Source organism: Nocardioides xinjiangensis (genome assembly GCF_017916385.1).
Lineage (GTDB): Bacteria > Actinomycetota > Actinomycetes > Propionibacteriales > Nocardioidaceae > Nocardioides > Nocardioides xinjiangensis.
Window position 1 is genome coordinate 2,016,174 of the sequence record NZ_JAFMSW010000001.1, and the last position, 26,138, is coordinate 2,042,311.

Genomic DNA, 26,138 nt, shown 5'->3' on the forward strand with positions numbered 1-26,138 from the left:
GTCCCACGGGGGAGGATCAGGCGGCGGGCGCCGCCCGCACCGCGGCCAGCACGCCCAGGACGCCGATGGCGACCGACAGCGCGTAGACCGCCGGGAACGGGTCGTGACCCGCCCTCTCGGCGGTCGCGTAGGCGATGCCGCTGACCGACAGCGCGAGGGCGGCACCCAGCGAGTCGGCCACGGTCAGGGCGGAGGAGTTGAAGCCCCGGTCCTCGTCGGTCGTCGCTGCGAGCATCGCCACCCCGGTGCGCGGGTAGGCGAACCCCATGCCGACGCTGGCCAGGACGTACGCCGCGACCGGCACGGCCGCGGGCACGCCGGCGCCGCCGGAGCGCAACCACACCAGCACGGCGATCCCGGCGACGCCGACCAGCACCACCGTCGTGCCGAAGCGCAGCGCGGCGACGTCGGAGACCCGCTCGCCCAGGCGCGATGACGCCTGGCTGGACGTCGCCCACACGACCCCCACGCAGGTCAGCGCGATGCCGGCCTGGCCCGGGGTGAGGTCCCAGCGCTCCTGGAGGACGTAGACGATGTAGGCCTCGGCGCAGAAGAACGACGCGGCCAGCAGGCCGCGCGTGGCGATGACCGATGGCAGGCCCCGGCCGCCGGTGAGCGTGCCGACGGGCAGCAGCGGCCGGAGGCCGACGACGACGAGCACGAACGCCCCGGCCGCGGCCGCGAGCGTCGCGCCGGTGCCGGAGCCCAGCAGCTCGAGCGCCAGCACGGCGGCCGCGGCCAGCACCGCCCAGCCGAGCCGCGAGCGTGAGGCGGCGCCGGGCTGCTCGGGCACCGGCTGGGAGCGCGCGGTGCCGGTGACCAGCGCCGCCGCGACCGCCACCAGCACGACGATCCCCAGGAAGACCCAGCGCCAGCCGAGCGCGTGCGCGACGAACGCCGCCACGCCGGGTCCGAACAGCGCGGGCAGCACCCACGCGGCGGCGAACGACGCGAACACCGCGCCCTGCAGCCGTGCGGGGTAGACGAGCCCCACCAGCACGTAGGCCACCACGATCATGGCGCCGCTGCCGAGCCCCTGCACGATGCGCCCGAGGACGAACACCTCCATCCCCCACGCCGTGCCGCACACGGCGAGGCCGAAGGAGAAGGTGGCCAGCGACGCCAGCAGCGGCTGCAGCGGTCCGCGCCGGTCGGTCCACATGCCGGCTCCGACCATCCCCACCACGCCGCTGGCGAAGGGCGCTGCGAAGGCCAGCGCGTAGAGGTCGAAGCCGTCGAGGCTGCGGGCCACCGTCGGCATGACGGTGGTGACCGCCATGGACTCGAACGCCGCGAAGACGATGAGGGAGAACAGGCCGATGGTGGTCGTCGCGTAGGCCGGGGAGAGGAGGCCCCCGCGGGGGCGGCTCGTGCCCGACCCGGTGCCGGGGGTGGTGCTGCTGGTCACTGTCGAGACGGTATGACCTCGGCCGCACCCGGGGGCACCCGGGTGGTGCGCCGGAATAACCGGGCACGCCGGCACGCTGGGCCGACAGTGACTGCCCTCTCCGTGCTCGACCTCGTGCCCGTCCGCAGCGACCAGAACACCGGCGACGCCATCGCCGCCTCGCGCAGCCTGGCGCGGGTCGCCGACGAGCTGGGCTACCGCCGCTACTGGGTGGCCGAGCACCACAACATGCCGGCCGTCGCGGCGACGAACCCGCCGGTCCTCATCGCGATGCTCGCCGCCGCCACCGAGCGGATCCGGCTCGGCTCGGGCGGCGTGATGCTGCCCAACCACGCGCCGCTCGTCGTGGCGGAGCAGTTCGCGCTGCTGGAGGCCGCCTTCCCCGGCCGCATCGACCTGGGCATCGGCCGCGCGCCCGGCACGGACCCGTTGACCAGGTACGTCCTGCGGGGCGGCAGCGCGGAGTCGGCCGACGAGGCCGTGAGCAAGTTCCCCGACTACGTGGAGGACATCCGCACCCTGATGACCTTCGACGGCGTCGAGCTCCAGGTCGGCCCGCGCCGCCAGCCCCTCCGGGCCACCCCGTCCGCCCGGTCCGTCGCGGACATCTGGCTGCTGGGATCGAGCGACTACTCCGCCCGCCTCGCCGCGGAGAAGGGGCTGCCCTACGTGTTCGCGCACCACTTCTCCGGCGAGGGGACCGCCGTCGCGCTGGACCTCTACCGGTCGTCGTACCAGCCCTCACCGGAGTACCCGGAGCCGCGCACGTTCCTCACCGTCAACGCCGTCGTGGCCGAGACCGAGGAGGAGGCGCGCCGCCAGGCGCTGCCCAACGTGCAGCAGATGCTCGCCCTGCGCACCGGTGGGCCGCTGCTGGCGCAGCGGCTCGTCGAGGAGGCGGAGGCCGTCGAGATGACGCCCGACCAGCGGGCGTTCGGGCAGGCCATGGCCAGCCGCTGGATCGTCGGCTCGCCCGACCAGGCGCGCGCCCGGCTCGAGGAGCTCGCGGCCGAGCACGGCGTCGACGAGGTGATGGTGCACCCCGTCGCCGGGGCGGCCACGGGGACCGACGTGCGCACCTCGCCGAACCGCGAGACGACGCTGCGGCTGCTGGCCGGCTGAGCCCTAGTGCCGCTCCTCCAGGCCGACCGCCTCGCGGAGCCTCGTGACGGCCTCGGTGAGCTCGGGGTCGTCGGCGGCACGTGACGCCATGAGCGCGGCGAGGGCCTCGGCCAGCACGTTGAGCTTCTCCTGCATGGCCTCGGTGCTGCGCCGCCCGGCGTTCTCGAGGAGCACCAGGAGCAGCAGCGAGAGGACCGCGCCGAAGGTGTGGATCGCCAGCTCCCACTTCGTGGTGCTGGTCCACAGCGGATAGCTGAGGGCCCAGATCGCGACGACGGCCACGCACACCGCGAAGAACGGTGCGCGGCTGATCAGCTTCGTCGACAGGTCGACGAACCGCTCGAACGGGTCGGGACCCGCCTTGTTCTCGCGGCTCTCCGCCGCGTCGGTGCGCTGCTCCATCCCCGGAACCTAGCGCCTGCTCAGCCGTCGCGCCCCAGGCCGGCGTCGCGCGCGCGGATGATCACGTCCGCCCGGTCGGTGGCCTGCAGCCTGGCCAGGATGCTGGTGATGTTGTTGCGGATCGTCTTGGGGGAGAGGAACAGCTGCTGGGCGATCTGGCCGTTGGTGCGCCCCGCGGCGATGAGGTCGAGCACCTCGGTCTCCCGCTCGGTGAGCTCGGGGAAGGGCCGCTCGGGTCGGGCGGCCGGGGCGAGCACCTCGGCGATGCGTGCGGCGAGGGAGGCGCCGAAGACGACCCCGCCGGCATGGACCGTCGACACCGCCCGGACGATCTCGTCCTGCTCGGCGCCCTTGCGGAGGTAGCCGCGGGCACCCGCCCGGAGCGCCGACAGCACCGTGCCGTCGTCCTCGCCCATCGTCAGCACCAGCACGCCGACCTCGGGCTGCGCGGCGACGACCGCGCGAGTGGCCTCGATGCCGTTCATCACGGGCATCTGCACGTCCATGACCACGACGTCGGGCCGGTGCTCCGCGGCCAGCGCGACCGCCTCCGCGCCGTCGGAGGCGCGAGCCACCACCGTGATCCCGGGCAGCGGGTCGAGCAGCGAGGCGAGGCCGTCGCGGAAGACGGGGTGGTCGTCGGCGATCAGCAGCCGGATCGGGTCGGACGCATCGGTCATCGCACGCTCCCCTCCTCGCGGGGCACCGCCGCGGTCTCGCTCACAGCGGTGCCGTAGGGCAGCACCGCGCGCACGGTCGTGCCGCCGCTCTCCGGGCAGGAGACCTCGCAGCGTCCGCCGAGCTCCTCGGCCCGCTCGCGCAGGGAGAGCAGTCCCACTCCCGCGGAGACGTCGGCGGCGATGCCGCGCCCGTCGTCGGCCACCACCACGGTGAGGGCGCCCGGCCCCGCCTCGAGGCACACGTCCGCGCGGCTCGCGCCGGCGTGGCGCACGACGTTGGTCAGCGCCTCGGCGACGATGCGGTACGCCGCCACCTCCACGGCGGCCGGGAGCCCGGAGACGCCCGAGGCGGTCACGGTGACGTCGAGCTCGGAGCGCACCCGCTCGGCCTGCTGGCGCACCGCCGCCTCCAGGCCGAGGTCGTCGAGGGCCGGCGGGCGCAGGTCGTGCACCAGGCGGCGCACGTCCTCGAGCGCGTCGCCGACCTCGGTGCGAGCCAGGCGCACCAGCTCACGAGCACGCACGGGATCGGCGTCGATCGCGTTGCCGGCCGCCTGCAACCTCAGGGCGACCCCGCCGAGAGCGGGGCCCAGCCCGTCGTGCAGGTCGCGGCGGATGCGGCGTCGGTCGTCCTCCCGACCGATGACCAGGCGTTCGCGGCTCTCCTGCAGCTCGGTCGCGAGCAGCCGCGCGCGGATCGCGACGGCCGCCTGGCGGACGAGGTCGACGAGCAGGCCCCGGTCGCGGTGGGACAGCATCGACCGGAAGCCGTCGACGGGGAGCACGAGCCGGCCGACCTGCTCGCCCTGGTAGGCGATGTCGATCTGGTGCACCTCGGTGGGCGCGGTGCCGTGGGCCGCGGACAGCAGGCCGCCGTCGGGGGTCAGCACCTCCACCCGCACGTGCCGCACCTTGAACGCGTCGGCCACCGCGCCCGCCAGCGCCGGCAGCTGCTCGTCGACGCTGTCGCTGGTCTCGAGGCGGGCGGCCAGCGCCGACACGGCGCCGTACCGGTCGCCCCGCCGACCCAGCAGCAGGCGCCGGACGAGACCTCCCAGCCAGGCGCGCAGGGGACCGTAGACCACGACGGCCAGCACGAGCACCACCACCGTCACGTCGCGCTCGTCGAGCCGCTCGCCCAGCACGGCCGTGCCGGCCGCGAGCACGAGCAGGTCGACGGCGACGACGACGGCCGCCACGACGGCGGTCGTGAGCGTCCAGGCGACGAGGGCGTCCACGTCGAGGGTGCGTGGGCGCACGAGACCGATCGCCACGGAGATCGAGAGGGCGGCGACGGCGAGGTCGAGCAGGACCGTCGTCACGAGGCCGCCCACCGACAGGGTCGAGGCGGCCACGACCATGAGCACGCACATGATGCCGGCCCAGAGCAGCCACCGCAGCTGCGTGCGCTCGTACGCCGACGCGCCGCGGTGACGCACCCACAGCAGGGCGACCGCCAGGACGACCGAGCCGAGCGTGAGCACCTGTCCCGCCCGCAGCATCGCCTCCGCGGCGGCGTCGGAGAAGGGGAACGGGACCAGCTCGGTCGAGCCGACCGGCTCGCCGGCGCCGAAGACGACGGCGTCGGGGGCGAGGAGCAGCGCGACCGGCAGCGCCACCGAGGCCGCGGCGGCGAGGACGGCCAGCGGTCGCCAGCGGCCCGGCAGCAGCCGACCGGTGGGGTAGAGCAGGAGCAGCCCGACGAGGCCGGAGAGCAGGAAGGCGCCGGACCGGGCCACGAACCAGAAGCCGAGGTCGGTGCCCGGGAGCCCACGGGCGAGGCTGAACGCGATCCAGCCGTAGAAGCTGCCGTCGAGGGACCACCAGCACGCCACCACGCCGAGCAGCCGGCCGACGGTGTCGCCGGGCCGGGCGAGCAGGACGACCACGGACGCGGCGGCGAGCATCAGGCCCGGGACGGCCGTGCTGGTGGCCGCCTCGGTCGAGGCGGCGGCGCGCTCGGCGTCGGTGGTGACGAGGTCGAGCCAGAGCGACGCGCCGACCGCGGCGAGCGACGTCACGGCGACCGCGACGGGCTCGAGGAGTCTGCTCACGCGAGCAGTATCGCCGCGCGGGGGTCCCGTCGTCAGGGGACCGCGGTCCCGTCCGCGCGGGACACCCGGACGGGACGTGCCTCGGGACGGCTGTCCCTGTGGCTCGGGCCGCCAGGACGGCGAGGGTTCCGGTGTGCCGCACTCCGCGGCGTACCACCTCCGACACGACAGGAGTCACGACCGTGACGATCTCGCAATCCCCCGCTCCCGCTCGCTCCGACATCGCCGCCGCGACCGCCCCCGGGTCGAGCCCGCGCCACCCGTACGCCGTGCACGGCGCCGTGCTGACCGCCGGCGCCCTCGCCTGGGCCGGGGCCATGGCGTTCACCGGCATCGACCCGCAGACCCGCGCCACCGAGGTGGCGTTCTCCGTCTCCTCGGGCCTGTTCCAGGTCGGCCTGCTGTTCCTGCTCCGCACCCTGTGGCGCACGCAGGCCCTCGGCACGGGCCGCCTGGCCCGGGCCGTGTTGCGCATCGAGGCGGTCGCCGTGGCCCTGGCCATCGGCTCCACGGCCGGCGACGGGCTCGGCCTCACCGACATGGACCAGCTGGGGTGGATCCTCCTGGACATGTTCTGGCCGCTGTCGATGCTCGGGATGTTCCTCATCGGCATCCGGATCGCGGTCGCCGGCCGCTGGAAGGGCGTCACCCGGTTCTGGCCGATGGTGGCGGAGAGCTGGGCCGTGGTCACCATCCCGGTGCTCGCCGTCTTCGGCGACACGGCCGCCCACGTCGTCGCCTGCGCCCACCTGGTCGTCGGCTACGCCGTCCTGGGCGTGCTGGTCAGCCGCAAGCAGGACTGAGGCTCGTGCCGCAGGACCCGGGCCCCTACGCGGAGGGGTCCGGGGCCTGCGTCGTGCGCCCGGTCGCCGGTGCGGTCCCTGGGTCGTCGCCGCGTCGGTCCACGGAGGACGCGGGGTGGCGGTGCGTCCGGCCCGAGTAGGGTGCCGAGCATGACCAAGTGGGAATACCAGGTGGCGCCGATTCCGCTCCACAACGAAGCGCTCATGCTCAACAACTTCGGCCAGGACGGCTGGGAGCTGGTGGCCATCCACACCAACGCCCAGGGTGGCCTCGTGGCCTTCCTCAAGCGCCCGGGCCAGGCCTGACGTGGCGGCCTCCCCGTCCCCCGAGGCGCGGCTCGCCGAGCTGGGCATCACCGTCCCGGAGGTCGTCCCGCCGGTGGCGGCCTACCAGCCCACCGCCCGCAGCGGGAACCTCGTGTTCACCGCCGGGCAGCTGCCCGCCCGCGACGGCGAGATGATCGCGGTCGGCAAGGTCGGCGGTGAGGTCACCGAGCAGCAGGGCTACGAGTGCGCGCGGCAGTGCGCCCTCAACGCACTGGCTGCGGTGAAGGCCGAGGTGGGCTCGCTCGACGAGGTCAAGCGGGTGGTGAAGGTCGTCGTCTTCGTCGCCTCGACCCCCGACTTCACCGGCCAGCCGAAGGTCGCCAACGGCGCGTCCGAGCTGCTCGGCGAGGTGTTCGGCGACGCCGGCAAGCACGCCCGCTCGGCCGTCGGCGTACCCGTCCTGCCGCTGGACGTGCCCGTCGAGGTCGAGATCGTCGTCGAGGTCTGAGCGTGCAGCGTCTCCCGCTGCCCGAGGCGCTCGTCGCCCAGGCGCGGTCCTACGCCGAGGGCGGCGGGCGACCGGCCGAGCCGCGTGACGCGGCCACGGTGGTGCTGATGCGCCCCGGGGCCGCGGGGCCGGAGGTCTACCTGCTCCGGCGGCAGGCGTCGATGGCCTTCGCGGGCGGCATGTGCGTCTTCCCCGGCGGCGGGGTCGACCCCCGCGACTTCGACGCCGAGCTCGTCGACCGCAGCCTCTGGGCCGGTCCGTCCCCGGCCGAGTGGGCCGCCCGGCTGGGGTGCGAGGAGCCGAAGGCCCGCGCGCTGGTGTGTGCGGCGGTGCGCGAGACGTTCGAGGAGTCCGGTGTCCTGCTCGCCGGAGCGGCCGCCGGCGAGGTCGTCGCCGACACCACGGGCGACGACTGGGAGGCCGACCGGGTCGCCCTGGAGTCGCGCAAGCTGTCCCTGACGGCGTTCCTCGAGCGGCGCTCGCTCGTGCTGCGCACCGACCTGCTCGGCGCCTGGTCGGGCTGGCTCACGCCGGTCTTCGAGCCGCGGCGCTACCGCACCTGGTTCTTCGTCGCCCGCCTCCCCGAGGGCCAGGTCACCCGCGACGTGTCGAGCGAGTCGTCGTCGGTGACGTGGGCCGGCGTCATGGAGGCCGTCGAGCAGGTCGAGCAGCAGCGGCTCTCCATGCTGCCGCCGACCTGGCTGACGTGCCTCGAGCTGGGCCAGTACGCCGACCCCGACGCGGTGCTCGAGGCCTCGCGGGGTCGGACGGTCGAGATGTACATGCCGGAGGTCGTCGCCGACGGCGAGGAGTTCGTCCTCTCCACGCCTCCCGCCTACGCCGCGCTGGCGGCGGCCCGGTGACCCAGCCGGCGCCCTGGGCCGGCGGGTCCTTCGGCGAGACGGGGACCTGTGTGCTCGCGCCCAACGCCGGCGTGATGACCCTCGACGGCACCAACACCTGGGTGCTGCGCGACCCCGGCTCCTCGCGCTCGGTCGTCGTCGACCCCGGGCCCTCGGTGCGCGCACACCTCGACGCCGTCGACGAGGCCGCCGGCGACGTCGCGGTGGTGCTGCTGACCCATCACCACGCCGACCACAGCGAGGCGGCCCGGGAGTACGCCGAGCGGCACGGCTGTGGCGTACGTGCCCTCGACCCGGCGTACCGGCTCGGCTCGGAGGGCCTCGGCGAGGGTGACGTGGTCGCGGTCGGCGACCTGGAGGTGCACGTCGTCGCGACGCCGGGCCACACCGCGGACTCGCTGTCCTTCGTCGTCCCCCGGGACCGTGCGGTGCTCACCGGCGACACCGTCCTCGGGCGGGGCACCACCGTGGTGGCGCACCCCGACGGCCAGCTCGGCGCCTACCTCGCCTCGCTCCAGCGGCTCCACGCCCTGTGCGGCGAGCAGGGCATCACCACCGTCTGGCCCGGCCACGGTCCGGTGATCGACGACGCGCTCGGCGCCCTCGACCTCTACCTCGCCCACCGCGAGCAGCGGCTGGAGCAGGTACGCGCGGCGCTGGCCACGCTGCCCCACCTCGACGACCCGGCGCGCGCGGTCGTGGAGATCGTGTACGCCGATGTCGACCCCGTGCTGTGGGGAGCCGCCGAGCTGTCGGTGCGCGCGCAGCTGGCGTACCTCGCCGGCTCCTGACCCTTGCGCGGGCCCGCGCGCAGTAGTGGCATGGGGCCATGAGCTCCGAGCACCAGCCCGTCGTCGTCCTGTCCCGTGCCCTCGACCGGGCCGGCGACGCGCTCGCCGCGATCCGCGCCGACGACCTCGACAAGCCGACGCCGTGCGAGGGCTGGACCGTGCGGGAGCTGGCCGACCACCTGGCCGCGGCGCCCGAGCACTTCCTGCAGATGGCCCGCGGGGAGGAGGTCGACTGGTCGGCAGGCACCGGCGTGGAGCCGGAGCGGCTGGCCGCGCACTTCAGGTCGCGGGCCGACGACCTGATCCACCACTGGCACGGCCAGCCCGACGACCAGGTCGCGACGGCCGACTGGCAGAGCGCCGAGCTCGCCGTCCACACCTGGGACCTCGTGCGGGCCCTCGGCCGGCCCGTGGCGCTGGACGAGGAGGTCGCCGAGCGCGGCCTCGCCTTCATGCAGCAGGGCCTGACGCCCGACAACCGCGGCGAGGCGTTCCGCGCCGAGGTCGCCGTCCCGGCCGGCGCGACGGCGTACGACCGGCTGGCGGCCTTCGCGGGCCGCGACCCGCGGGCCTGACGCGGCCGCAGGATCTTCCCCGCTGCGTCGCTCCGCGCCCCCGGGTAGTCCACCGGGAAACGGCTGGCGATGACCGCGATCCGCAGCCACTGCCCGGTGGACTACCCCAGCGCTGGGGTCAGCGGGCCCGGCGGGAGAGCCTCTCGATGTCCATGATCACCACGGAGCGGGGCTCGAGGCGCAGCCAGCCGCGGGAGGCGAAGTCGGCGAGCGCCTTGTTGACGGTCTCGCGGGAGGCGCCGACCAGCTGGGCGAGCTCCTCCTGGGTGAGGTCGTGGTGCACGTGCACGCCGTCGTCGGCGGTGCGGCCGAACCGGTCGGCGAGGTCGAGCAGCGCCTTGGCGACGCGTCCGGGGACGTCGGAGAACACGAGGTCGGCGACGACGTCGTTGGACTTGCGCAGCCGGGACGCCAGCTGGGACAGCAGGCCGCGCGCGACCTGGGGGCGGCCCTCGAGCCAGCGGAGGAGGTCGTCGTGCGACAGCGAGGCGAACGACGCGTCGGTGACGGCGGTGACGGTCGCGGAGCGCGGGCCGGGGTCGAAGAGGGACAGCTCGCCGAACATCTGGCCCGGGCCCATGATCGCGAGGAGGTTCTCGCGGCCGTCGGAGGAGGAGCGGCCGAGCTTCACCTTGCCCTCGGTGACGATGTAGAGCTTGTCGCCGGAGTCGCCCTCGTGGAAGAGCACGTCGCCACGACGGAGCGTGGTCTCGGCCATCGAGCCGCCCAGGGCGGTCGCCGCCTCGTCGTCGAGCGAGCTGAACAGCGGTGCCTGCCGAAGCACGTCGTTGTCCACGTCAATCCTCCATGTGAGTGCGTCCCGTCGAGGTGGGGCCCGGGATCGACACGATCCTAGCCGTGGTGCGGCTCACAACGACCACTCCCCGCCGTGCCGACGCCGTTTGCGCCGGCTTCGGAGGTGTCGGTCCCGGACCGTAGGCTGGGCGGGTGCCCGCCTCCGCCAAGGTCGTCAAGGTCGAGATCCCGAAGCCCGACACCTCGCTCGTGCGTCGGGCACGCAAGATGGACCGGATCCTCGCCGAGACCTATCCCGACGCGGCGACCGAGCTCGACTTCACCAACGCGTTCGAGTGCCTGGTCGTCACCGTGATCTCCGCCCAGACCACCGAACGCAGGGTGAACGCCGCCAGCCCCGCGCTGTTCGCCGCCTACCCCACGCCCGAGGCGATGGCCGCTGCGCCGCGCGAGCACATGGAGCAGCTGCTCGGGCCGCTGGGATTCTTCCGGCAGAAGACCGACGCGCTGCTCAAGCTGAGCCAGGCGCTGGTCGACACCTTCGGCGGCGAGGTGCCGTCCCGGCTCGAGGACCTGGTCACGCTGCCGGGAGTGGGGCGCAAGACCGCCAACGTCGTGCGCGGCGAGGCGTTCGGCCTGCCGGGCATCACCGTCGACACCCACTTCGGGCGCCTGGCGCGCCGCTTCGGCTGGACCGAGGAGACCGACCCGGTCAAGGTCGAGCACGCCGTGGGCGCCCTGTTCCCCAAGCGTGACTGGACGCCCCTGTCCCAGCACCTGATCTGGCACGGCCGGCGCCGCTGCCACGCCAAGAAGCCGGCGTGCGGCGCCTGCCCGATCGCGAGGCTGTGCCCGTCCTTCGGCCTGGGCCCGACCGACCCGATCGAGGCGGAGAAGCTGGTCACCACCCAGGGCCCCGCATGAGTAAGGCCCCACCGGCCGCCGTCCTGGCCGTCGTCCTGGCGGTCGTGCTCGCCGCGCTCTCGGCCTGCACCACCGGGCCCCGTCCGGTCGACGTACGCCCGCCCGACGTCGAGGTCGACACCCCCGCGATGCGGAAGGTGAAGGCGCGCATCGGCATGGAGTCCTGCGAGCCCGGCACCGGGGCGCCGGTGGAGGGCGGCCTGCCCGAGATCACGCTGCCGTGCCTCGGCGGGGGGCCCGACGTGGAGCTCTCCTCCCTGCGCGGGCCGACGGTGATCAACCTCTGGCAGGCGCGGTGCGAGCCGTGCCGGCTGGAGATGCCCGCCCTGGAGGAGTTCCACCAGCGGCACGGCGACCGGGTGCGCATCCTCGGCGTCGACTTCAACGACGTCCATCCCGACGCCGCGCTGGCGCTCGCGGAGGAGACCGGTGCGACGTACCCCTCCATCGCCGACCCCGGCGGCGAGCTCATGGCCGAGGACGCCTTCGCGATCGGCCGACGCGGGCTGCCCGCCTTCGTCTTCGTCGACGCCGACGGCGTCGTCGTGGGGCACAGCTCGGGTGGCGTCGACTCGCTCGCGGAGGTCGAGGAGCTGGTCGCCGAGCACCTCGGGGTCGACCTGTGAGCCCCGCCCTCCCGGGCTGGCTGGCGCCGGTCGTGGAGGCGGCGTCCACCATCACCGTCCACGAGCTCACGCACTTCGTGCCGCCGGAGGGCACCGACCCCCGGCGCGGCGCGGTGCTCATGGTCTTCGCCGACCGCGACGCCGACCCGGCCTCGCCCGACGACCTCGCCCACCGCGGCGAGCTCCTGCTCACCGAGCGCAACCACCACATGCGGTCCCACCCGGGCCAGGTGTCCTTCCCGGGCGGCCGGCTCGACCCCGGCGAGACCCCGCGGGAGGCGGCGCTGCGCGAGGCCCACGAGGAGATCGGGCTCCAGCCGACGGAGGTGCAGGTCTTCGGCGAGCTCCCCGAGCTGTGGCTGCCGCCCAGCAACTTCGCCGTGACGCCGGTCCTGGGCTACTGGCGCGACCGCGGCCAGGTGCGCATCGAGAGCCCCGACGAGGTCCACGAGATCCACCACGTGGCGATCGCCGACCTGCTCGACCCCGACAACCGCGTGAGCGTACGGCACCCCAGCGGCTGGACGGGCCCGGGGTTCCTCATCGGCCCGGACCGCGACGTGGTCCTGTGGGGCTTCACCGCCGGGATCATCGCCCGGCTGTTCTCCTACCTCGGGTGGGACGGCGACTGGGACCGGGCGCGGGTGCGTGACCTGCCCGACCACATGCTGCAGGGTGTCCCCAGGAACACCGACCTGGCACCGAACACCAAGCTCGAGGAGTAGCGCATGAACGTCCTCGACTGGTGCCTCGTGGCGCTCGTGGGGATCTACGCCCTCTCGGGCTACTGGCAGGGGTTCATCACCGGCGCGTGCGCCACCGCCGGCCTCCTGCTCGGCGGCCTCGCCGGCATCTGGGCCGCCCCGCTCGCGCTCGGCGACGCCGCCCCGTCGCTGTGGGTGTCGCTGGGGGCGCTGTTCATCGTGATCATCTCCGCCTCGCTCGGGCAGGCCGTGCTCCAGTACGCCGGCGCCAAGGTGCGCGAGCGCATCACCTGGCAGCCGGTGCGCGCCGTGGACGCCGTCGGCGGGTCGGCCCTCAGTGCGGTCGCGGTGCTCCTCGTGGCGTGGGCGCTCGGCGTCGCGGTCTCCGGCACCCGCATCGGCGCCATCACGCCGCTGGTGCGCGACTCCACGATCCTCGCGAAGGTGGACCGGACGCTGCCGGCGGACTCCGGCACGGTGCTCCAGGCGTTCAACAACGTCGTCGGCACGACGTTCTTCCCCCGCTACCTCGAGCCGTTCGCGCCCGAGCGGATCGTCGCGGTCAAGCCCGGCGACCCGCGGATGCTCACCGACCCCGACGTGGTCGCCGCCGAGGCGAGCGTGCTCAAGGTGCGCGGCACCAACGGCTGCGGCAGCGGCGTCGAGGGCACCGGCTTCCTCTTCGCGCCGGGCCGGCTGATGACCAACGCGCACGTCGTCGCCGGCGTGACGCGCCCCGAGGTGGAGGTCGGCGGGTCGTCCGTCACGGCGTCGGTCGTGCTCTACGACCAGGACCTCGACATCGCGGTCCTGTCGCTGCCCGACACCGGCACCCCCCACCTCGTCCTCGACACCGAGGCGCAGCCGCGCGACCCCGTCGCCGTGCTGGGCTACCCCGAGGACGGCCCGTACGACGTCGAGTCCGGCCGCATCCGCTCCGAGCAGCGGCTGCGCTCACCCGACATCTACGGCGAGGGCACGGTCCTCCGCCAGGTGTTCTCGCTGCGCGCGCTGATCCGCCCGGGGAACTCCGGAGGCCCGATCGTCACGTCGGCCGGCGACGTCGCCGGCATGGTCTTCGCCGCCTCGGTCAGCGACCAGGACACCGGCTACGCGCTGACCGCCGACCAGGTGGCGGAGTCCGCGGCGGCCGGCGTCACCCGGCAGGCGCCGGTCGACACCGGCACCTGCGTGCGCTGAGCGTCGTACGACCGCCCGGGTGCGGGCTCAGCCCCTGCCCTTGAGCGCCTGCGGGATCTGCCTGCCCTGCTCGATCGCCCGCTCGGGCGCCTTGACCTTCTTCACCTGCTTGACCCCGATGAGGGCGAGCAGCCCGGCGAGCAGCAGGTAGACGGCGAAGACGATGAGGAACGCCCAGTGCAGGTCGAGGCCCTGCCCGTTCCAGTGGATGAGGTAGGCGATCGCCACCGACAGCATGATGACGGCGAGCAGGCCGAGGAACGCCGCTCCCGCGAACAGCCCGACTCCCACGCCGCCGTGCTTGACGCTGACCTTGAGCTCGCTCTTGGCGAGCTGGATCTCCTTGGAGATCAGGGTCGAGATGTCGCGCTGGGCGTCGATGACGAGCTTGCCGAGCGTCGGATCGGTGTCCCTGACGGGTTCGTTGGCCATGGGTGCGGTCCTTCGGTCGTGCGCCGGCGAGCTGTCGTTGCGACCCTACCAACGCCGACGGGGCGCCCAGCCGCCCGGCTAGAGTGGTGTCAGGTGCGCCGGGAAGTCTGGTCGGCCCGTGGCGTGGAGCCGCGGTGACAAGTGCCCCCGCCGACCCCGAAGGATGCGTAGCCGCATGGCCACACCTCGCAAGTCCCGCCCGAGCGCCCCCGACGACCTGTGGCAGTCCGGGCCCGTCTACAGCGCGAGCGGCAAGCCCCTGGCCCGCCTCGTCGCGCGACCGGTGCGCGAGTTCCTCCGCATCGAGGCCGCCGGCTCGATCCTGCTGCTCCTCGCGGCGGCCGCCGCCCTGGTGTGGGCCAACAGCCCGTGGGCGGCGTCGTACGACTCCCTCTGGCACACCCACCTGGCCCTCGACGTGGGTCCGCTGCACCTCGACGAGTCGCTCCAGCACTGGGTCAACGACGCCCTGATGGTGATCTTCTTCTTCGTCGTCGGCCTCGAGATCAAGTACGAGCTGGTCAACGGCGACCTGCGCGACCCCAAGGCCGCGGCGCTGCCGATCGTCGCGGCGGTCGGCGGGATGCTCGTGCCGGCCGGGATCTACCTCGCGCTCAACCCGCCGGGCAGCGCGGGGAGTGCCGGGTGGGGGATCCCGATGGCCACCGACATCGCCTTCGCCGTCGGTGTGCTCGGCGTGCTGGGACGGCGGATCCCGTCCGCGGCGCGGCTGTTCCTGCTGACGCTGGCGATCGTCGACGACATCGGCGCGATCCTCGTGATCGCGGTGTTCTACACCAGCGACCTGTCCCTGGGCTGGCTCGCGGCCGCGCTCGGCCTGCTCGCCGTCATGGTGCTGGCGCGCCGGATGCGCATCTGGACGATCGTCGTGTACGTCGTCCTCGGTGTCGCCGTCTGGTTCGCGCTCCTCGAGTCGGGCGTCCACGCCACGCTCGCCGGCGTCGCGATCGGCCTGCTCGCCCCGGCCCGTCCGCTGCTCAACGAGGACGTCGCACGCGGCTACGCCATCGACGCCCTGCGCGACCACCACATCGACCCCGACGAGCTCGCCCGGCTGCGCTTCCTGCTCAAGGAGTCGGTGTCGGTCGTCGAGCGCCTGCAGGCCACGCTGCACCCGGTCTCCGCGTACGTCGTCCTGCCGGTGTTCGCGCTCGCCAACGCCGGGGTCGAGCTCGGCGCGATCGGCGAGGTGTTCACCGCGCCGGTCGGCCTGGGGATCGTGCTCGGGCTCGTGCTGGGCAAGCCCGTGGGCATCGCGCTCGCCTCCTTCGTCGCCGTCCGCCTCGGCCTCGGCAGGCTGCCCGAGGGCACGACCTGGCCGATGGTGTTCGGGCTCGGCGCGGTCGGCGGCATCGGCTTCACCGTCTCGATCTTCATCGCGGGGCTGTCGTTCCCCGGCTCCGACCTCCTGACCGAGGAGGCGAAGATCGCCATCCTGCTGGCCTCGGTCATCGCCGCCGTCGTGGGTGTCGCGCTGCTGCTGGCCTCCACCCGCGGCTCGGGGGCCGAGCGTCATGCGGAGCCGCCCGCATAGGTGTGGGTCCGGATGACGCCGGGGGCTGCCGCGCGGGGGTCGGGCCGGACGTCATACGAACCCGCACGTATAGGTGTGGGTCCGCATGACGCCGGGGGCTGCCGCGCGGGGGTCGGGCCGGACGTCATACGAACCCGCACGCATAGGTGCGGGTCCGCATGACGCTGGAAGCTGCCGCGCGTCGGTCGGGGCCGGACGTCATACGAACCCGCACCGATAGGTACGGGTTCGTATGACGCAGCCGCCCGGGGCGGGGCCGCGGGCCGCCGGGCCGGACGAGCTCAGTCCTCCGCCGGCGCGGAGGTCTCCTTCGACTTGATCAGGTCCATGACGGTCGAGTCGGCGAGCGTCGTGACGTCGCCGACCTCGCGGTGCTCGGCGACGTCCTTGAGCAGGCGCCGCATGATCTTGCCCGAGCGGGTCTTGGGCAGCTCGGGAACCACCATGATCTGCCGCGGCTTGGCGATGGCGCCGATCTCCTTGGCGACGTGCTTGCGCAGCTCCTCGACGATGTCCTCCCCGCCGTCGCCGGCGGAGTCGCGCAGGATGACGAAGGCGCACACGGCCTGGCCGGTGGTGTCGTCGGCCGCTCCCACGACCGCGGCCTCGGCGACCTTGGGGTGCGAGACCAGGGCGGACTCGATCTCGGTGGTGGAGAGGCGGTGGCCCGACACGTTCATCACGTCGTCGACCCGCCCGAGCAGCCAGATGTCGCCGTCCTCGTCCAGCTTGGCCCCGTCGCCGGCGAAGTAGAGGCCCGGCCAGCGCGACCAGTAGGTGTCCTTGAAGCGTTGGTCGTCGCCCCAGAGCGTCCGCAGCATGGCCGGCCACGGCTCGCGGAGCACGAGGTAGCCGCCGTTGCCGTTGCCCACCGACCGGGCCTCGTCGTCGACCACGTCGGCGGAGATCCCGGGCAGCGCCTTCATCGCCGAGCCGGGCTTGCCGGCGGTGACGCCGGGCAGCGGGCTGATCATGATCTGGCCGGTCTCGGTCTGCCACCAGGTGTCGACGACGGGGCACCGGCCGCCGCCGATGACCTCGCGGTACCAGATGTACGCCTCGGGGTTGATCGGCTCGCCGACCGACCCGAGCAGCCGCAGCGACGACATGTCGTAGCCGTCGGGGATCTCGCGGCCCTGCTTCATGAAGGTCCGGATGGCCGTCGGCGCGGTGTAGAAGATCGTCACCTTGTAGTCCTGCACGATCTGCCACCAGCGGCCCTTCTCGGGCGTGCCCTCGTACATCACCTGCGTCGCGCCGTTGGCCAGCGGGCCGTAGACCATGTAGGAGTGGCCGGTCACCCAGCCGACGTCAGCGGTGCACCAGTAGACGTCGGTCTCCGGCTTGAGGTCGAAGACCGACCAGTGTGTGTACGACGTACCGGCGAGGTAGCCGCCGGTCGTGTGCAGGATGCCCTTGGGCTTGCCGGTCGTGCCCGAGGTGTACATGACGTACAGCGGGTGCTCGGAGTCGTGCATCTCCGGCTCGTGGTCGGTCGACGCGTTGTCGACGACGTCGTGCCACCACACGTCGCGGCCACCCTCTTCCCGGCCGTGCCAGTCGACGTCCTGGCCCGTACGCCGGACGACGAGGACGTTGCGCACCAGGTCGCCGGTCTTCCCGACCGCCTCGTCGACGGCCGGCTTCAGCGCGCTGGCGGCGCCACGGCGGTAGCCGCCGTCGGAGGTGATGACGACGTGGGCCTCGCAGTCGGTGATGCGGGAGGCCAGCGCGTCGGCGGAGAAGCCGCCGAAGACGACGGTGTGCGGGGCGCCGAGGCGGGCGCACGCGAGCATCGCGACGACCACCTCGGGGATCATCGGCATGTAGATCGCGACCCGGTCGCCCTTCTGCACGCCCAGCTCGGTCAGCGCGTTGGCGGCCTTCGACACCTCGTCCTTGAGCTGGGCGTAGGTGATGTCGCGCGTGTCGGCGACCCCGTCGTGGATGGGCTCGCCGACCCAGTGCAGGGCGACCTTGTCCCCGCGGCCGGCCTCGACGTGGCGGTCCACGCAGTTGACCGCGGCGTTCAGGGTGCCGCCGACGAACCACTTGGCGAACGGCGGGTTGGACCAGTCGAGGACCTGGTCCCACTTCCGGCCCCAGTCGAGCCGCTCGGCGGCCTCGGCCCAGAAGGCCTCGCGGTCGGCGTCGGCACGGTCGTACGCCTCGGCCTTGACGTTGGCGTTCTCCGCGAGGTCCGCCGGCGGCTCGAAACGGCGGTCCTCGTGCATCAGGTTCGACAGGGTCTGCTCGGACAAGGCTCTCTCCTCGTGCGGGACGCGTGCGGGTGCGGGCAAGCTCTCGGGGATGGGGAGACCCCTCCGCCGAACCTACTCCGGCTCGGCGAAGGGGTCACGGGGCGATCAGTGCTGGACGGCCTGCTCGGCTCCGGCGCCCGTGAGGGCGCGGACCTCGAGCTCGGTGAAGCGGTCCTCGGCGGCCGGCTCCCGGGAGGTGACGGTGCCGATGTAGCCCAGCAGGAACCCGATCGGGATCGAGATGATGCCGGGGTTGTTGAGCGGGAAGACCGACCAGTCGGAGTCGGGGAACAGCGACGTGGGCAGCCCCGACATGACGGGCGAGAAGAACACCAGCCCGACGGCCGCGATCAGACCGCCGTAGATGCTCCAGGTCGCGCCGCGGGTGTTGAAGCGCCTCCAGAACATGTTGTAGATGATCGCCGGCAGGTTCGCCGACGCGGCGACCGCGAAGGCCAGCGCCACGAGGAACGCGATGTTCAGCCGCTGTGCCGGGATCGACAGGGCGATGGCGACCGCGCCGATGACGAAGGCGGCGATCCGGGCGACCTTGACCTCGTCCTTCTCGGTGACGCCCTGGTCCTTGCGGATCACGCCCTTGTAGAGGTCGTGCGCCACCGACGACGAGCTCGCCAGGGTCAGGCCGGCCACCACCGCGAGGATCGTCGCGAACGCCACCGCCGCGATGAGAGCGAGCAGCACCGCTCCGCCGGTCGAGTCGCCGCCTCCGCCGACCGCCTCGGCGAGGAGGGGCGAGGCGAGGTTCTGGTTGCCGCCCTCGAGCGGGTCGACCTGGCTGCGGTCGAGCAGCGCCGCAGCGCCGAAGCCGAGCACCAGCGTCATCAGGTAGAAGGCGCCGATGAGCCCGATCGCCCAGAGCACCGACTTCCGCGCGTCCTGGGCGGTCGGCACGGTGTAGAAGCGGATCAGGATGTGCGGCAGGCCCGCGGTGCCGAGCACGAGGGCCAGGCCGAGGGAGAGGAAGTCGATCTGCGACGTCAGCGTGGCGCCGTACTGCAGGCCGGGCTGCAGGAACGCCTCGCCCTTGCCCGAGTTGTCGGCCGCGGCGCCGAGCAGCTCGGAGAGGTTGAAGTTGAACTTCGCCAGCACCAGCAGCACGATCAGCGCGGAGCCGACCATCAGCAGGACGGCCTTGACGATCTGGACGTACGTCGTGCCCTTCATGCCGCCGACGACGACGTAAAAGATCATCAGCGCGCCGACGCCGATGATCGTGACGTTCTTGACCGCCTGGCTGTCGACGCCGAGGAGCAGCGCGACGAGCGAGCCCGCACCGACCATCTGGGCGAGCAGGTAGAAGATCGACACGACGACGGTGGAGATCGACGCGGCGGTGCGCACCGGGCGCTGCTGCATCCGGAAGGCGAGCTGGTCGGCCATCGTGTAGCGGCCGGCGTTGCGGAGCATCTCGGCGACGAGGAGCAGCGCGACGAGCCAGGCCACGAGGAAGCCGATGGAGTAGAGGAACCCGTCGTAGCCGTAGACGGCGATGGCGCCGGAGATGCCGAGGAACGACGCGGCGGACATGTAGTCGCCGCCGATGGCGAGACCGTTCTGGAAGCCGGAGAACGACCGGCCACCGGAGTAGAAGTCGGCGGCCGTCTTGGTCTGGCGGCTCGCCCAGAAGGTGATGCCCACCGTCGCGGCGACGACGAGCAGGAACAGGCTGGTGGTGAGGACCTGGGTGTCCATCAGGCGTCGCCTCCCTTGCGGTAGTCCGCGTCGAGCTGGCGAGCCAGCGGGTCGAGCTTCTTCTGCGAGTAGCGGGCGTACATGTAGGCGAGGCCGAAGGTGGTCACGAACTGCAGCAGGCCGAAGACCAGCGCGACGTTGATGTGACCCACGACCCGGGTCGACATGAAGTCGCCGGCCCAGTTGGAGAGGATGACGTACAGCAGGTACCAGACGAGGAAGGCGACGGTCGCCGGGAACACGAAGCCGCGGTAGCGGCGCCGCAGCTCGGCGAACTCGGGGGTCGCATGCAACCGGTCGTAGATGGGATCGTGGCGCGCGGCCTGGTCGGGCTCTGTCACGGATCGGTCCTTCCGAGCATGGGTGGCCACCGGGTGTGACCGCCGTCACGGTGGCACCGCCGGGGCCGCGGACGGGAGGGGCGCGCCCGCCCGGGTCGGCCGGTGGAGGCGGCTCGTCGCCCAGCGGTCGGTGTCGTACGACGAGCGGTCGCCGGTCTGGTCCTCCGGGTAACGCCTCCGTCCGTGCACTCCCGCCACCACCGGTGGGGGCGGGAGCGCACGGATGGTGGCGTTACCGGGCGCGCGGCTGCCGCGTCGTGGCCGCCGCCGCGCAGGCCGCCACCGGCCCTTGACCGCCCACGCACCGGGTCGAGGACGATGGCCGCATGAGCGATGTCCAGGAGTTCCGCATCACCCTCACCGTCGACGACTTCGACGCCGCCGTACGCCTCTACCGCGACGCGCTGGGCCTGCCCGAGGTGGCCGACTGGAGCAGCGAGCAGGGGCGCGTGCTGCTGCTCGACGCCGGCCGCGCGACCCTCGAGCTGTTCGATGCCGCCCAGGCCGCCATGGTCGACGACCTCGAGGTCGGGCGCCGGGTGTCGGGCACGGTGCGCTTCGCGCTCCAGGTGCCGGACGCCGACGCGGCGGCCGCGTCGCTCGTCGAGGCCGGGGCGACGTCGGTCGCGCCCGCCGTCGACACGCCGTGGGGCGACCGGAACGCGCGCGTCGCGGCGCCCGACGGCATGCAGCTCACGCTGTTCACGCCGGCCGAGGTGTCCTGACCGGCTGCCTCTGCCGACGCCGGCACCGAGAGTTCTCCGGCGTTCGCCCTGCCGCACGCGTCCGGTCACCCGGAGTTCGCCCGCGGGAGGTGGGCTCGCAGGCATGTCTCGGACGCTGCGCGCACTGCTCGCGCCCCTCCTCGCCGCCCCCCTGCTGACCCTCGCCCCGACGCCGACGACCGCCGCGCCGGCCGGGCCGCCGGAGCCGCGCGTGCGGCCCCTGCCGCAGGCCCACGCCCACAACGACTACGAGCACGACCGCCCGCTCCACGACGCGCTGTCGCACGGCTTCACCAGTGTCGAGGCGGACGTCTGGCTCGTCGACGGGGAGCTCCTGGTCAGCCACGACCGGCAGGACGTCGACGCGTCCCGCACCCTCGAGTCGCTCTACCTCGACCCGCTCGTCGAGCGCACCCGCCACGAGGGCGGCCGGGTCCACCGCGGCGACCGGGGCGTCTTCCAGCTGCTGATCGACGTCAAGAGCGAGGCCGGCCCGACGTACGCCGCCGTGCACGAGGCGCTCGCCGAGCACCGAGGCATCCTGACGACGTTCCGCGACGGGCGGGTGGAGCAGGGCGCGGTCACCGCGGTCATCAGCGGCAACCGTGACCTCGCCGCCATGCAGGCGCAGCGAGTGCGCTACGCCGGGTACGACGGACGCCTGGGCGACCTCGGCTCGGGGGTGCCGGCCAGCGACCTGCCGCTGCTCAGCGACAACTGGACCAAGCACTTCAGTTGGCTCGGCGTGGGTCCCATGCCCGAGGCCGAGCGCGCGAGGCTGCACGACCTGGTGGACCGTGCCCACGCAGCCGGGTACCGCGTGCGGTTCTGGGCGACCCCCGATGCCGCCGGACCGGCGCGCGACGCGCTGTGGGACGAGCTGCTCGACGCCGGGGTCGACCACCTCAACACCGACGACCTGGCCGGCCTCGAAGCCTTCCTCCGGGCTCGCCCGACGGCGCCGTCGCGGCCCGGGCGCGGTGCGCCGTACGCCGTGCTCCAGATGAACCTGTGCCTGTCCGGCCTCGCCGGCTGCTTCGGCCGCACCGCCTATCCCGCGGTCGTCGACGAGGCGGTCGCGACCATCGAGGGCCAGGACGCGGAGGCCGTGTCGCTCAACGAGGCCTGCAGCGGCGACGCCGCGGAGATCGCGCGCCGCACCGGCTACCACCTCCGCTTAGCGCCGGTGATCTACCGCGGCGCCGAGCTGCCGTGCGTGAGGCCCGAGGGCCGCGGCGTGTTCGGCAACGCCGTGCTCACCAAGGAGCGGATCGTGAGCTCGCAGGACCGGGCCTTCGCCGTGCAGTCCGGGGTCGAGGAGCGCCGCTGGATCTGCGCGACCACCGCGCGCGGCGTCACCGCGTGCTCGGCCCACCTCAGCACGCGGGGCACCGCCGACGCGCAGGCGGCCAACGACGCCCAGTGCGCCGAGCTGGCCACCGTCCTGTCGTCGTACGCCGACACGGCGGTGGTGCTCGGCGGTGACGTCAACCGGCAGGCGTCCTGCGCGCCGGCCGGCTGGTGGACGCTCACCGACGCGGCAGCGGCGCAGGCGCCCGGCATCCAGCACGTCTACGGCAACGACCGGTTCCGCGGCCCGGCGGGCACCGTCGTACCAGCCATCCACACCGACCACGACTTCCTGCTCGCGGACTCCCGGCTGGTGCGACCGGGCCGCTGATCGCGTCCGACTTCTCGGGGTCTGTGTGAACTTCCGGAGGCATGCACGCCCCCGGAAGTTCGCAATCCCCCGCTTAGGCGGGGGAATTAAACCCCCGCCCCCCCACCTGGGGCAGGCTCGACCCGTGACCGAGCACACCCGCCGCGCGAGCGCACGCACGCTGGCGTCGGCGTGGGTCCTGCTGGTCCTGGCCGTCCTCGCCGTCGGGTGGCTGGTCACCGGGCCGCTGGAGCCGCGCGTGGATCCCTGGGACGACGGCGTCGCGCGCGACATCGCGGCCGGACGCACCCCCGGGCTGGACAGGGCGGCGGCCGCCGGCAGCGCGATCGCCGACACGGTCGTCGGCGTCGCGCTCGCGCTCGTCGTCGCCGCGCTCGGAGCGCGGTGGCGGCGCTCGTGGCAGCCGGTGGTCTACTTCACCGTCCTGGTCGGCGGCAGCCTGCTGCTCTACGTCGTGGTGACGCACCTCGTCCCGCGCGACCGCCCACCGGTGCGGATCCTCGACCCGGGCCTGGTGCCCGACCACAGCTTCCCGTCGGGGCACGTGGCGACCGCGATCGTGGTCTACGGCGGCATCGCGCTGTGGCTCACACGGGTGGCGCCGCGGTGGCGCCGGTGGTCGTGGCTGCTGTTCCTGGCGCCGCTGGTCGTGCTGCCCGCCCGGCTCTACCAGGGCGCGCACCACGTCACGGACGTGCTGGCCAGCGTGGTGTTCGCGACGGCCTGGCTGCTCGTGGTCGCCCGGGTGCTGCTGCCGCGCACCGTCCGTCGCCAGCGCTAGGACGGGCTGTCAGGGTGGGAGCATGACCTCCCGCATCGTCGTCGTGACCGGAGCCAACGGACTCGTGGGCAGCCACGTCGTGTCCGCCCTCAGCGAGCGGGGAGCCACGGTCCGCGCCGTCGTACGCCGCCTCGGGACCGCCCCGGTGCTGCCGGGCGTCGAGGAGCACGTCGGCGACTTCGCGGACCCGGCCTTCGCGGCACAGGTGGTGGCGGGCGCGGACACCCTCGTCACCACCGTGCACCCGCTCGGGAGCGGGCGCGACGACCAGCGCCGGGTCGGCCTGGACGGCACGCTGACGATCGCCGAGGCGGCCGTCGACGCCGGCGTGCCGCTCCTCGTGCACGTGTCGACCGCCGGGGTGTACGACCGCAGCCCCGGCGTCGGCGACGTCGACGAGTCCGGGACCCTCGTGGGCGACGACTCCTCGGCCTACAACGTCATCAAGCGTGACCTCGACGCGGCGCTGGAGCGGCTCGAGGGCACGACGCGCGTGCTTCTGCGGCCCCCTGCGATCCTCGGAGCGGGGGAGACCTCGGTCTGGAACACCGTCCGGCCCGCGCAGGTCCGCGACGACACGACCCAGCGGCACGCCAACCCCGACCAGAGCTTCGCCTGGGTGCACGTCGACGACCTCGCCCGCCTCGCGGCCGACGTCGCCACCGGCGCGATCGCGACGGCCGACGACGCGGGCTCCGGCCCCGTGGCGGCCGAGTGCACGGCCGTCAACGTGGCCGCCGGGCCGGCCACCCAGCGCGACTACCTCGGCGCCGTCACCGAGGCGCTCGGCATCGAGCCGGTCTGGGAGGACGGGCCGGCATGGACCGGCCGGATCGTCGCCGACCGGGCACGGGCCTGGGGCTGGACGCCGCAGGTCGACCTCCCGAAGGCGCTCGAGGAGCTGCGGGCCGGGTTGCGCCCCTGACCGGCGCGGGGCCGGCGCGGGGCCGGCGCCGGGCCGGCGCGGGGGTTCACACCGCGAGGGCCACGAGCGCCACCGCCGGCAGCACCGACGACGCCACCGTGCCGCGCACGCTCCCGCCCCGCGGCCGCCAGTAGCCCAGCAGGTCGGCGACGCCCATGGCGAGCGACGCCAGCAGCATGTAGGCCAGCGAGACCACGACCACGACCGTGCCGGTCTGCTCGTCGCCGCGGTGCACCATCCAGAGCCCGGTGAGCGCCCCCACCCCGGCCAGCGCGTTGCGGGCCCCGATGCAGAACGACCACAGGTGCACGTTCGCGATGCCGTACGGCTCGATGCCGAGGAACCGCTGCACCCAGGGCCGGTCCACGAGGAAGGCCTCGAGCGGGAAGACCGCGATCAGCACGACGGCCGACACGACCGTGCAGACCTGCGCGAGCGCGTCCACCTCAGGTCACCGGCCGAGCCTCGACGAGGGACACCGTCGAGACGGTGGGGACCACGCGCGTCAACCGGAAGCCGGCACGCTCGAGGAGGGCGGCGTACTCCTGCTCGGTGCGTTCGCGTCCGCCGACGAAGAGCAGCATGTCGAGGTCGAGGGACGTCGCGAAGTGAGGACCGCCGTCCGGCGGCACGACGCTCTCCATCAGCACGAGGGTGGCTCCGGCCGGCGTGTGCGCCCGGAGGGTGGTGAGGACGGCGACCGCCTGCTCGTCGTCGAGGTCGTGGACCACGCGTCGCAGGACGTAGAGGTCGCCGTCGTCGGGCGCGGTGTCGAAGAACGACCCGCCCACGAGGCGGCACCGCTCGAGGACCCCGGCCTCGCGCAGGTGCCGCTCCGCGTGGGGGAGGAGCGCCGGTCGCTCGAGCAGGACACCCCTGGCCGCCGGGGCCACGCCGAGCACGGACGCCAGCAGCTGCCCGTGCCCGCCGCCCACGTCGACGACGACGCCGTACGGCGTGAAGTCGTACGCCGCCGCGACCGTCGGCCAGTCGAGCGCGGTCAGGCGCGTCATCGCGTCGTCGAAGACGGCGGCGTAGTCGGGCTCGCGGTCGAGCAGCTCCCACATCGACACCCCGTGGACCGCCTCCGCGCGCGGAGTGCCCGTGACCACCGCCTCGGGCAGCTGGCCCCACACCGCCTGGTAGCGCGGGTCCCCGATCATCAGCACCACCGGGCGCATGGACCCGGGGTGCTGCGACACGAGTGCGCGGCCGAGGGGGGTGAGGGCGAAGCGGTCGCCGGACCGGGTGAGCAGCCCGTGCCCGGCGCACGCACGCAGCAGCCGGTAGGTCGCGTCGGGGTCGGTGCCCGCCTCGGCGGCCACCTCCGCGGCGGTGCGGGGGCCGCTCGCGAGGGCGTCGGCAGCGCCCACCCGCGTCAGGGCGTACGTCGCGTGGGTGGCCATGAAGGACGACATCACCTCCAGTACGCCGACCTCGGGCGGCACCATCCGCCGGGTCAGCCCCTGGAGCGCGGTGCGGACACGGGTCGCCGCGCGGGCGAGGGGCACCGGAGGAGGCTTCGTCATGCGCACTCCTATGATCGTCAGGAATGCTGACCATAATGGTCAGCGAGGCTGACCAATGTCAAGGGGAGCGATGGACCTCGCCACGCTGATGTTCGTCTCGTACCGGGCCATGGACGAGCGAGTCATCGCGGCGATGCGCGGGGCGGGCTACGACGTCACGGTCGCCCAGTCGCGCATCGCCCAGCGGATCGCCGACGACGGCTCGCGGCTGACCGAGCTCGCCGACCGGGCGCAGGTGACCAAGCAGACCGCCAGCCTGCTCGTAGCCGCCCTCGAGCGTCAGGGACTCGTCGAGCGGGTGCCCGATCCGGCGGACGGCCGGGCCCGGCTGATCCGGCTCTCCGGCCGCGGCCGGGAGGCGGCGCGGCACGCCGCCGAGGTCGTGCAGGGCGTCGAGCGGGAGTGGGTCGAGCACCTCGGGCCCGAGCTCGCGGGGCACCTGCGCACCGCGCTCGTCCGGCTGCGCGAGGTCACCGACCCCTTCGCGTGACGTAGCCCCTGCGGCGGTTACT

28 protein-coding genes are annotated in these 26,138 nt (G+C 73.7%); 17 read left to right on the forward strand and 11 right to left on the reverse strand.

The annotated features are described in order from the left end of the window. Positions 1-16: 16 nt before the first annotated feature. The gene (locus tag J3P32_RS09485) at positions 17-1,408 is read right to left on the reverse strand and encodes an MFS transporter (protein WP_210439534.1); all 1,392 of its coding nucleotides are present in this window, start codon (positions 1,406-1,408) and stop codon (positions 17-19) included. A gap of 87 nt (positions 1,409-1,495) precedes the next feature. On the opposite strand from J3P32_RS09485, the gene J3P32_RS09490 reads away from it, so the two are divergent. Beyond that, the gene (locus tag J3P32_RS09490) at positions 1,496-2,530 is read left to right on the forward strand and encodes an LLM class flavin-dependent oxidoreductase (protein ID WP_307861642.1); all 1,035 of its coding nucleotides are present in this window, start codon (positions 1,496-1,498) and stop codon (positions 2,528-2,530) included. Between the two features lie 3 nt (positions 2,531-2,533). Here the strand turns inward: J3P32_RS09490 and J3P32_RS09495 are convergent, their stop codons facing one another. The 3 genes from J3P32_RS09495 to J3P32_RS18465 are packed head-to-tail and all read right to left on the reverse strand — an operon-like array spanning position 2,534 to position 5,666. Next, positions 2,534-2,932: a low affinity iron permease family protein gene (locus tag J3P32_RS09495; RefSeq protein ID WP_210439536.1), complete on the reverse strand. Its 399-nt coding sequence runs from the start codon at positions 2,930-2,932 to the stop codon at positions 2,534-2,536. Positions 2,933-2,952: 20 nt separating this feature from the next. Next, on the reverse strand, positions 2,953-3,612 hold the full coding sequence (locus J3P32_RS09500; protein WP_210439537.1) for a response regulator transcription factor: 660 nt from the start codon (positions 3,610-3,612) through the stop codon (positions 2,953-2,955). Then, the gene (locus J3P32_RS18465) at positions 3,609-5,666 is read right to left on the reverse strand and encodes a sensor histidine kinase (protein WP_210439538.1); all 2,058 of its coding nucleotides are present in this window, start codon (positions 5,664-5,666) and stop codon (positions 3,609-3,611) included. The genes J3P32_RS09500 and J3P32_RS18465 overlap by 4 nt, the downstream gene beginning before the upstream one ends. 182 nt (positions 5,667-5,848) lie before the next feature. Here J3P32_RS18465 and J3P32_RS09510 point away from each other — a divergent pair, with 182 nt between their 5' ends. From J3P32_RS09510 to J3P32_RS09535, 6 genes are all read left to right on the forward strand, one after another. Further along, the gene (locus tag J3P32_RS09510) at positions 5,849-6,469 is read left to right on the forward strand and encodes a hypothetical protein (RefSeq protein WP_210439539.1); all 621 of its coding nucleotides are present in this window, start codon (positions 5,849-5,851) and stop codon (positions 6,467-6,469) included. A gap of 150 nt (positions 6,470-6,619) precedes the next feature. Continuing rightward, a complete protein-coding gene (locus J3P32_RS09515) occupies positions 6,620-6,775 on the forward strand; it encodes a hypothetical protein (RefSeq protein ID WP_210439540.1) in 156 nt (51 codons plus the stop codon). Between the two features lies 1 nt (position 6,776). Continuing rightward, positions 6,777-7,244, forward strand: coding sequence for a RidA family protein (locus J3P32_RS09520; RefSeq protein ID WP_210439541.1), 468 nt, complete (start codon positions 6,777-6,779; stop codon positions 7,242-7,244). 2 nt (positions 7,245-7,246) lie between these two features. Then, positions 7,247-8,107, forward strand: a complete 861-nt coding sequence (locus J3P32_RS09525; RefSeq protein WP_307861643.1) for an NUDIX hydrolase — start codon at positions 7,247-7,249, stop codon at positions 8,105-8,107. After that, positions 8,104-8,898 carry an MBL fold metallo-hydrolase gene (locus J3P32_RS09530; RefSeq protein ID WP_307861644.1) on the forward strand — a complete coding sequence of 265 codons (795 nt, stop codon included), beginning with the start codon at positions 8,104-8,106 and terminating at the stop codon, positions 8,896-8,898. The genes J3P32_RS09525 and J3P32_RS09530 overlap by 4 nt, the downstream gene beginning before the upstream one ends. Positions 8,899-8,936: 38 nt before the next feature. Beyond that, complete coding sequence (locus J3P32_RS09535) at positions 8,937-9,473, forward strand: TIGR03086 family metal-binding protein (protein WP_210439542.1); 537 nt, start codon at positions 8,937-8,939, stop codon at positions 9,471-9,473. Between the two features lie 118 nt (positions 9,474-9,591). Here the strand turns inward: J3P32_RS09535 and J3P32_RS09540 are convergent, their stop codons facing one another. Then, positions 9,592-10,269, reverse strand: coding sequence for a Crp/Fnr family transcriptional regulator (locus J3P32_RS09540; protein ID WP_210439543.1), 678 nt, complete (start codon positions 10,267-10,269; stop codon positions 9,592-9,594). A gap of 227 nt (positions 10,270-10,496) precedes the next feature. On the opposite strand from J3P32_RS09540, the gene nth reads away from it, so the two are divergent. The 4 genes from nth to J3P32_RS09560 are packed head-to-tail and all read left to right on the forward strand — an operon-like array spanning position 10,497 to position 13,683. Further along, positions 10,497-11,153, forward strand: coding sequence for an endonuclease III (gene nth, locus J3P32_RS09545; protein WP_210440729.1), 657 nt, complete (start codon positions 10,497-10,499; stop codon positions 11,151-11,153). Continuing rightward, positions 11,150-11,779, forward strand: a complete 630-nt coding sequence (locus tag J3P32_RS09550; RefSeq protein ID WP_210439544.1) for a TlpA family protein disulfide reductase — start codon at positions 11,150-11,152, stop codon at positions 11,777-11,779. Before nth ends, J3P32_RS09550 begins: the two co-directional genes overlap by 4 nt. Beyond that, positions 11,776-12,504, forward strand: coding sequence for an NUDIX hydrolase (locus J3P32_RS09555; protein WP_210439545.1), 729 nt, complete (start codon positions 11,776-11,778; stop codon positions 12,502-12,504). Before J3P32_RS09550 ends, J3P32_RS09555 begins: the two co-directional genes overlap by 4 nt. Positions 12,505-12,507: 3 nt before the next feature. Beyond that, positions 12,508-13,683, forward strand: coding sequence for a MarP family serine protease (locus J3P32_RS09560; protein ID WP_210439546.1), 1,176 nt, complete (start codon positions 12,508-12,510; stop codon positions 13,681-13,683). A gap of 27 nt (positions 13,684-13,710) precedes the next feature. Here the strand turns inward: J3P32_RS09560 and J3P32_RS09565 are convergent, their stop codons facing one another. Then, the gene (locus J3P32_RS09565) at positions 13,711-14,115 is read right to left on the reverse strand and encodes a phage holin family protein (protein WP_210439547.1); all 405 of its coding nucleotides are present in this window, start codon (positions 14,113-14,115) and stop codon (positions 13,711-13,713) included. 175 nt (positions 14,116-14,290) lie between these two features. Here J3P32_RS09565 and nhaA point away from each other — a divergent pair, with 175 nt between their 5' ends. After that, a complete protein-coding gene (gene nhaA, locus J3P32_RS09570; RefSeq protein ID WP_210439548.1) occupies positions 14,291-15,670 on the forward strand; it encodes a Na+/H+ antiporter NhaA in 1,380 nt (459 codons plus the stop codon). A gap of 281 nt (positions 15,671-15,951) precedes the next feature. Here the strand turns inward: nhaA and acs are convergent, their stop codons facing one another. From acs to J3P32_RS09585, 3 genes are all read right to left on the reverse strand, one after another. After that, positions 15,952-17,904, reverse strand: a complete 1,953-nt coding sequence (gene acs, locus J3P32_RS09575) for an acetate--CoA ligase (RefSeq protein ID WP_210440730.1) — start codon at positions 17,902-17,904, stop codon at positions 15,952-15,954. 132 nt (positions 17,905-18,036) lie between these two features. Next, entirely contained in the window at positions 18,037-19,644 is a 1,608-nt protein-coding gene (locus tag J3P32_RS09580) for a solute symporter family protein (RefSeq protein WP_210439549.1), read from the reverse strand. After that, positions 19,644-19,985 (reverse strand): DUF485 domain-containing protein, encoded by a 342-nt coding sequence (locus J3P32_RS09585; RefSeq protein ID WP_210439550.1) that lies wholly within the window; start codon positions 19,983-19,985, stop codon positions 19,644-19,646. The genes J3P32_RS09580 and J3P32_RS09585 overlap by 1 nt, the downstream gene beginning before the upstream one ends. A gap of 326 nt (positions 19,986-20,311) precedes the next feature. Between J3P32_RS09585 and J3P32_RS09590 the strand changes: the two genes are divergently transcribed. The 4 genes from J3P32_RS09590 to J3P32_RS09605 all read left to right on the forward strand — a co-directional run bounded on the left by J3P32_RS09590 (position 20,312) and on the right by J3P32_RS09605 (position 24,097). Next, entirely contained in the window at positions 20,312-20,710 is a 399-nt protein-coding gene (locus J3P32_RS09590) for a VOC family protein (RefSeq protein WP_210439551.1), read from the forward strand. 103 nt (positions 20,711-20,813) lie between these two features. Beyond that, positions 20,814-22,391: a phosphatidylinositol-specific phospholipase C/glycerophosphodiester phosphodiesterase family protein gene (locus tag J3P32_RS09595; protein WP_210439552.1), complete on the forward strand. Its 1,578-nt coding sequence runs from the start codon at positions 20,814-20,816 to the stop codon at positions 22,389-22,391. Between the two features lie 124 nt (positions 22,392-22,515). Next, positions 22,516-23,172: a phosphatase PAP2 family protein gene (locus J3P32_RS17805; protein ID WP_210439553.1), complete on the forward strand. Its 657-nt coding sequence runs from the start codon at positions 22,516-22,518 to the stop codon at positions 23,170-23,172. 22 nt (positions 23,173-23,194) lie between these two features. Continuing rightward, on the forward strand, positions 23,195-24,097 hold the full coding sequence (locus tag J3P32_RS09605; RefSeq protein ID WP_210439554.1) for an NAD-dependent epimerase/dehydratase family protein: 903 nt from the start codon (positions 23,195-23,197) through the stop codon (positions 24,095-24,097). A 46-nt stretch (positions 24,098-24,143) separates the two neighbouring features. Here J3P32_RS09605 and J3P32_RS09610 read toward each other — a convergent pair whose 3' ends face one another. Then, positions 24,144-24,542 carry a DUF1304 family protein gene (locus J3P32_RS09610; protein WP_210439555.1) on the reverse strand — a complete coding sequence of 133 codons (399 nt, stop codon included), beginning with the start codon at positions 24,540-24,542 and terminating at the stop codon, positions 24,144-24,146. Position 24,543: 1 nt separating this feature from the next. Then, positions 24,544-25,626 carry a methyltransferase gene (locus J3P32_RS09615; protein WP_210439556.1) on the reverse strand — a complete coding sequence of 361 codons (1,083 nt, stop codon included), beginning with the start codon at positions 25,624-25,626 and terminating at the stop codon, positions 24,544-24,546. A gap of 55 nt (positions 25,627-25,681) precedes the next feature. Between J3P32_RS09615 and J3P32_RS09620 the strand changes: the two genes are divergently transcribed. Further along, the gene (locus tag J3P32_RS09620; protein ID WP_246850025.1) at positions 25,682-26,116 is read left to right on the forward strand and encodes a MarR family winged helix-turn-helix transcriptional regulator; all 435 of its coding nucleotides are present in this window, start codon (positions 25,682-25,684) and stop codon (positions 26,114-26,116) included. The last annotated feature ends 22 nt before the right edge of the window (positions 26,117-26,138 follow it).

What these genes read in the sequence shown, in the direction of transcription:
- J3P32_RS09595 (WP_210439552.1), top strand. Translation starts at nt 20,814, where the DNA reads ATGTCTCGGACGCTGCGCGCACTGCTCGCGCCCCTCCTCGCCGCCCCC.
- J3P32_RS09495 (WP_210439536.1), bottom strand. Translation starts at nt 2,932, where the DNA reads ATGGAGCAGCGCACCGACGCGGCGGAGAGCCGCGAGAACAAGGCGGGT.
- J3P32_RS09580 (WP_210439549.1), bottom strand. Translation starts at nt 19,644, where the DNA reads ATGGACACCCAGGTCCTCACCACCAGCCTGTTCCTGCTCGTCGTCGCC.
- J3P32_RS09590 (WP_210439551.1), top strand. Translation starts at nt 20,312, where the DNA reads ATGAGCGATGTCCAGGAGTTCCGCATCACCCTCACCGTCGACGACTTC.
- J3P32_RS09535 (WP_210439542.1), top strand. Translation starts at nt 8,937, where the DNA reads ATGAGCTCCGAGCACCAGCCCGTCGTCGTCCTGTCCCGTGCCCTCGAC.
- J3P32_RS09620 (WP_246850025.1), top strand. Translation starts at nt 25,682, where the DNA reads ATGTCAAGGGGAGCGATGGACCTCGCCACGCTGATGTTCGTCTCGTAC.
- J3P32_RS09550 (WP_210439544.1), top strand. Translation starts at nt 11,150, where the DNA reads ATGAGTAAGGCCCCACCGGCCGCCGTCCTGGCCGTCGTCCTGGCGGTC.
- acs (WP_210440730.1), bottom strand. Translation starts at nt 17,904, where the DNA reads ATGCACGAGGACCGCCGTTTCGAGCCGCCGGCGGACCTCGCGGAGAAC.
- J3P32_RS09615 (WP_210439556.1), bottom strand. Translation starts at nt 25,626, where the DNA reads ATGACGAAGCCTCCTCCGGTGCCCCTCGCCCGCGCGGCGACCCGTGTC.
- J3P32_RS09560 (WP_210439546.1), top strand. Translation starts at nt 12,508, where the DNA reads ATGAACGTCCTCGACTGGTGCCTCGTGGCGCTCGTGGGGATCTACGCC.
- nth (WP_210440729.1), top strand. Translation starts at nt 10,497, where the DNA reads ATGGACCGGATCCTCGCCGAGACCTATCCCGACGCGGCGACCGAGCTC.
- J3P32_RS09500 (WP_210439537.1), bottom strand. Translation starts at nt 3,612, where the DNA reads ATGACCGATGCGTCCGACCCGATCCGGCTGCTGATCGCCGACGACCAC.
- J3P32_RS09515 (WP_210439540.1), top strand. Translation starts at nt 6,620, where the DNA reads ATGACCAAGTGGGAATACCAGGTGGCGCCGATTCCGCTCCACAACGAA.
- nhaA (WP_210439548.1), top strand. Translation starts at nt 14,291, where the DNA reads ATGGCCACACCTCGCAAGTCCCGCCCGAGCGCCCCCGACGACCTGTGG.
- J3P32_RS09605 (WP_210439554.1), top strand. Translation starts at nt 23,195, where the DNA reads ATGACCTCCCGCATCGTCGTCGTGACCGGAGCCAACGGACTCGTGGGC.
- J3P32_RS09565 (WP_210439547.1), bottom strand. Translation starts at nt 14,115, where the DNA reads ATGGCCAACGAACCCGTCAGGGACACCGATCCGACGCTCGGCAAGCTC.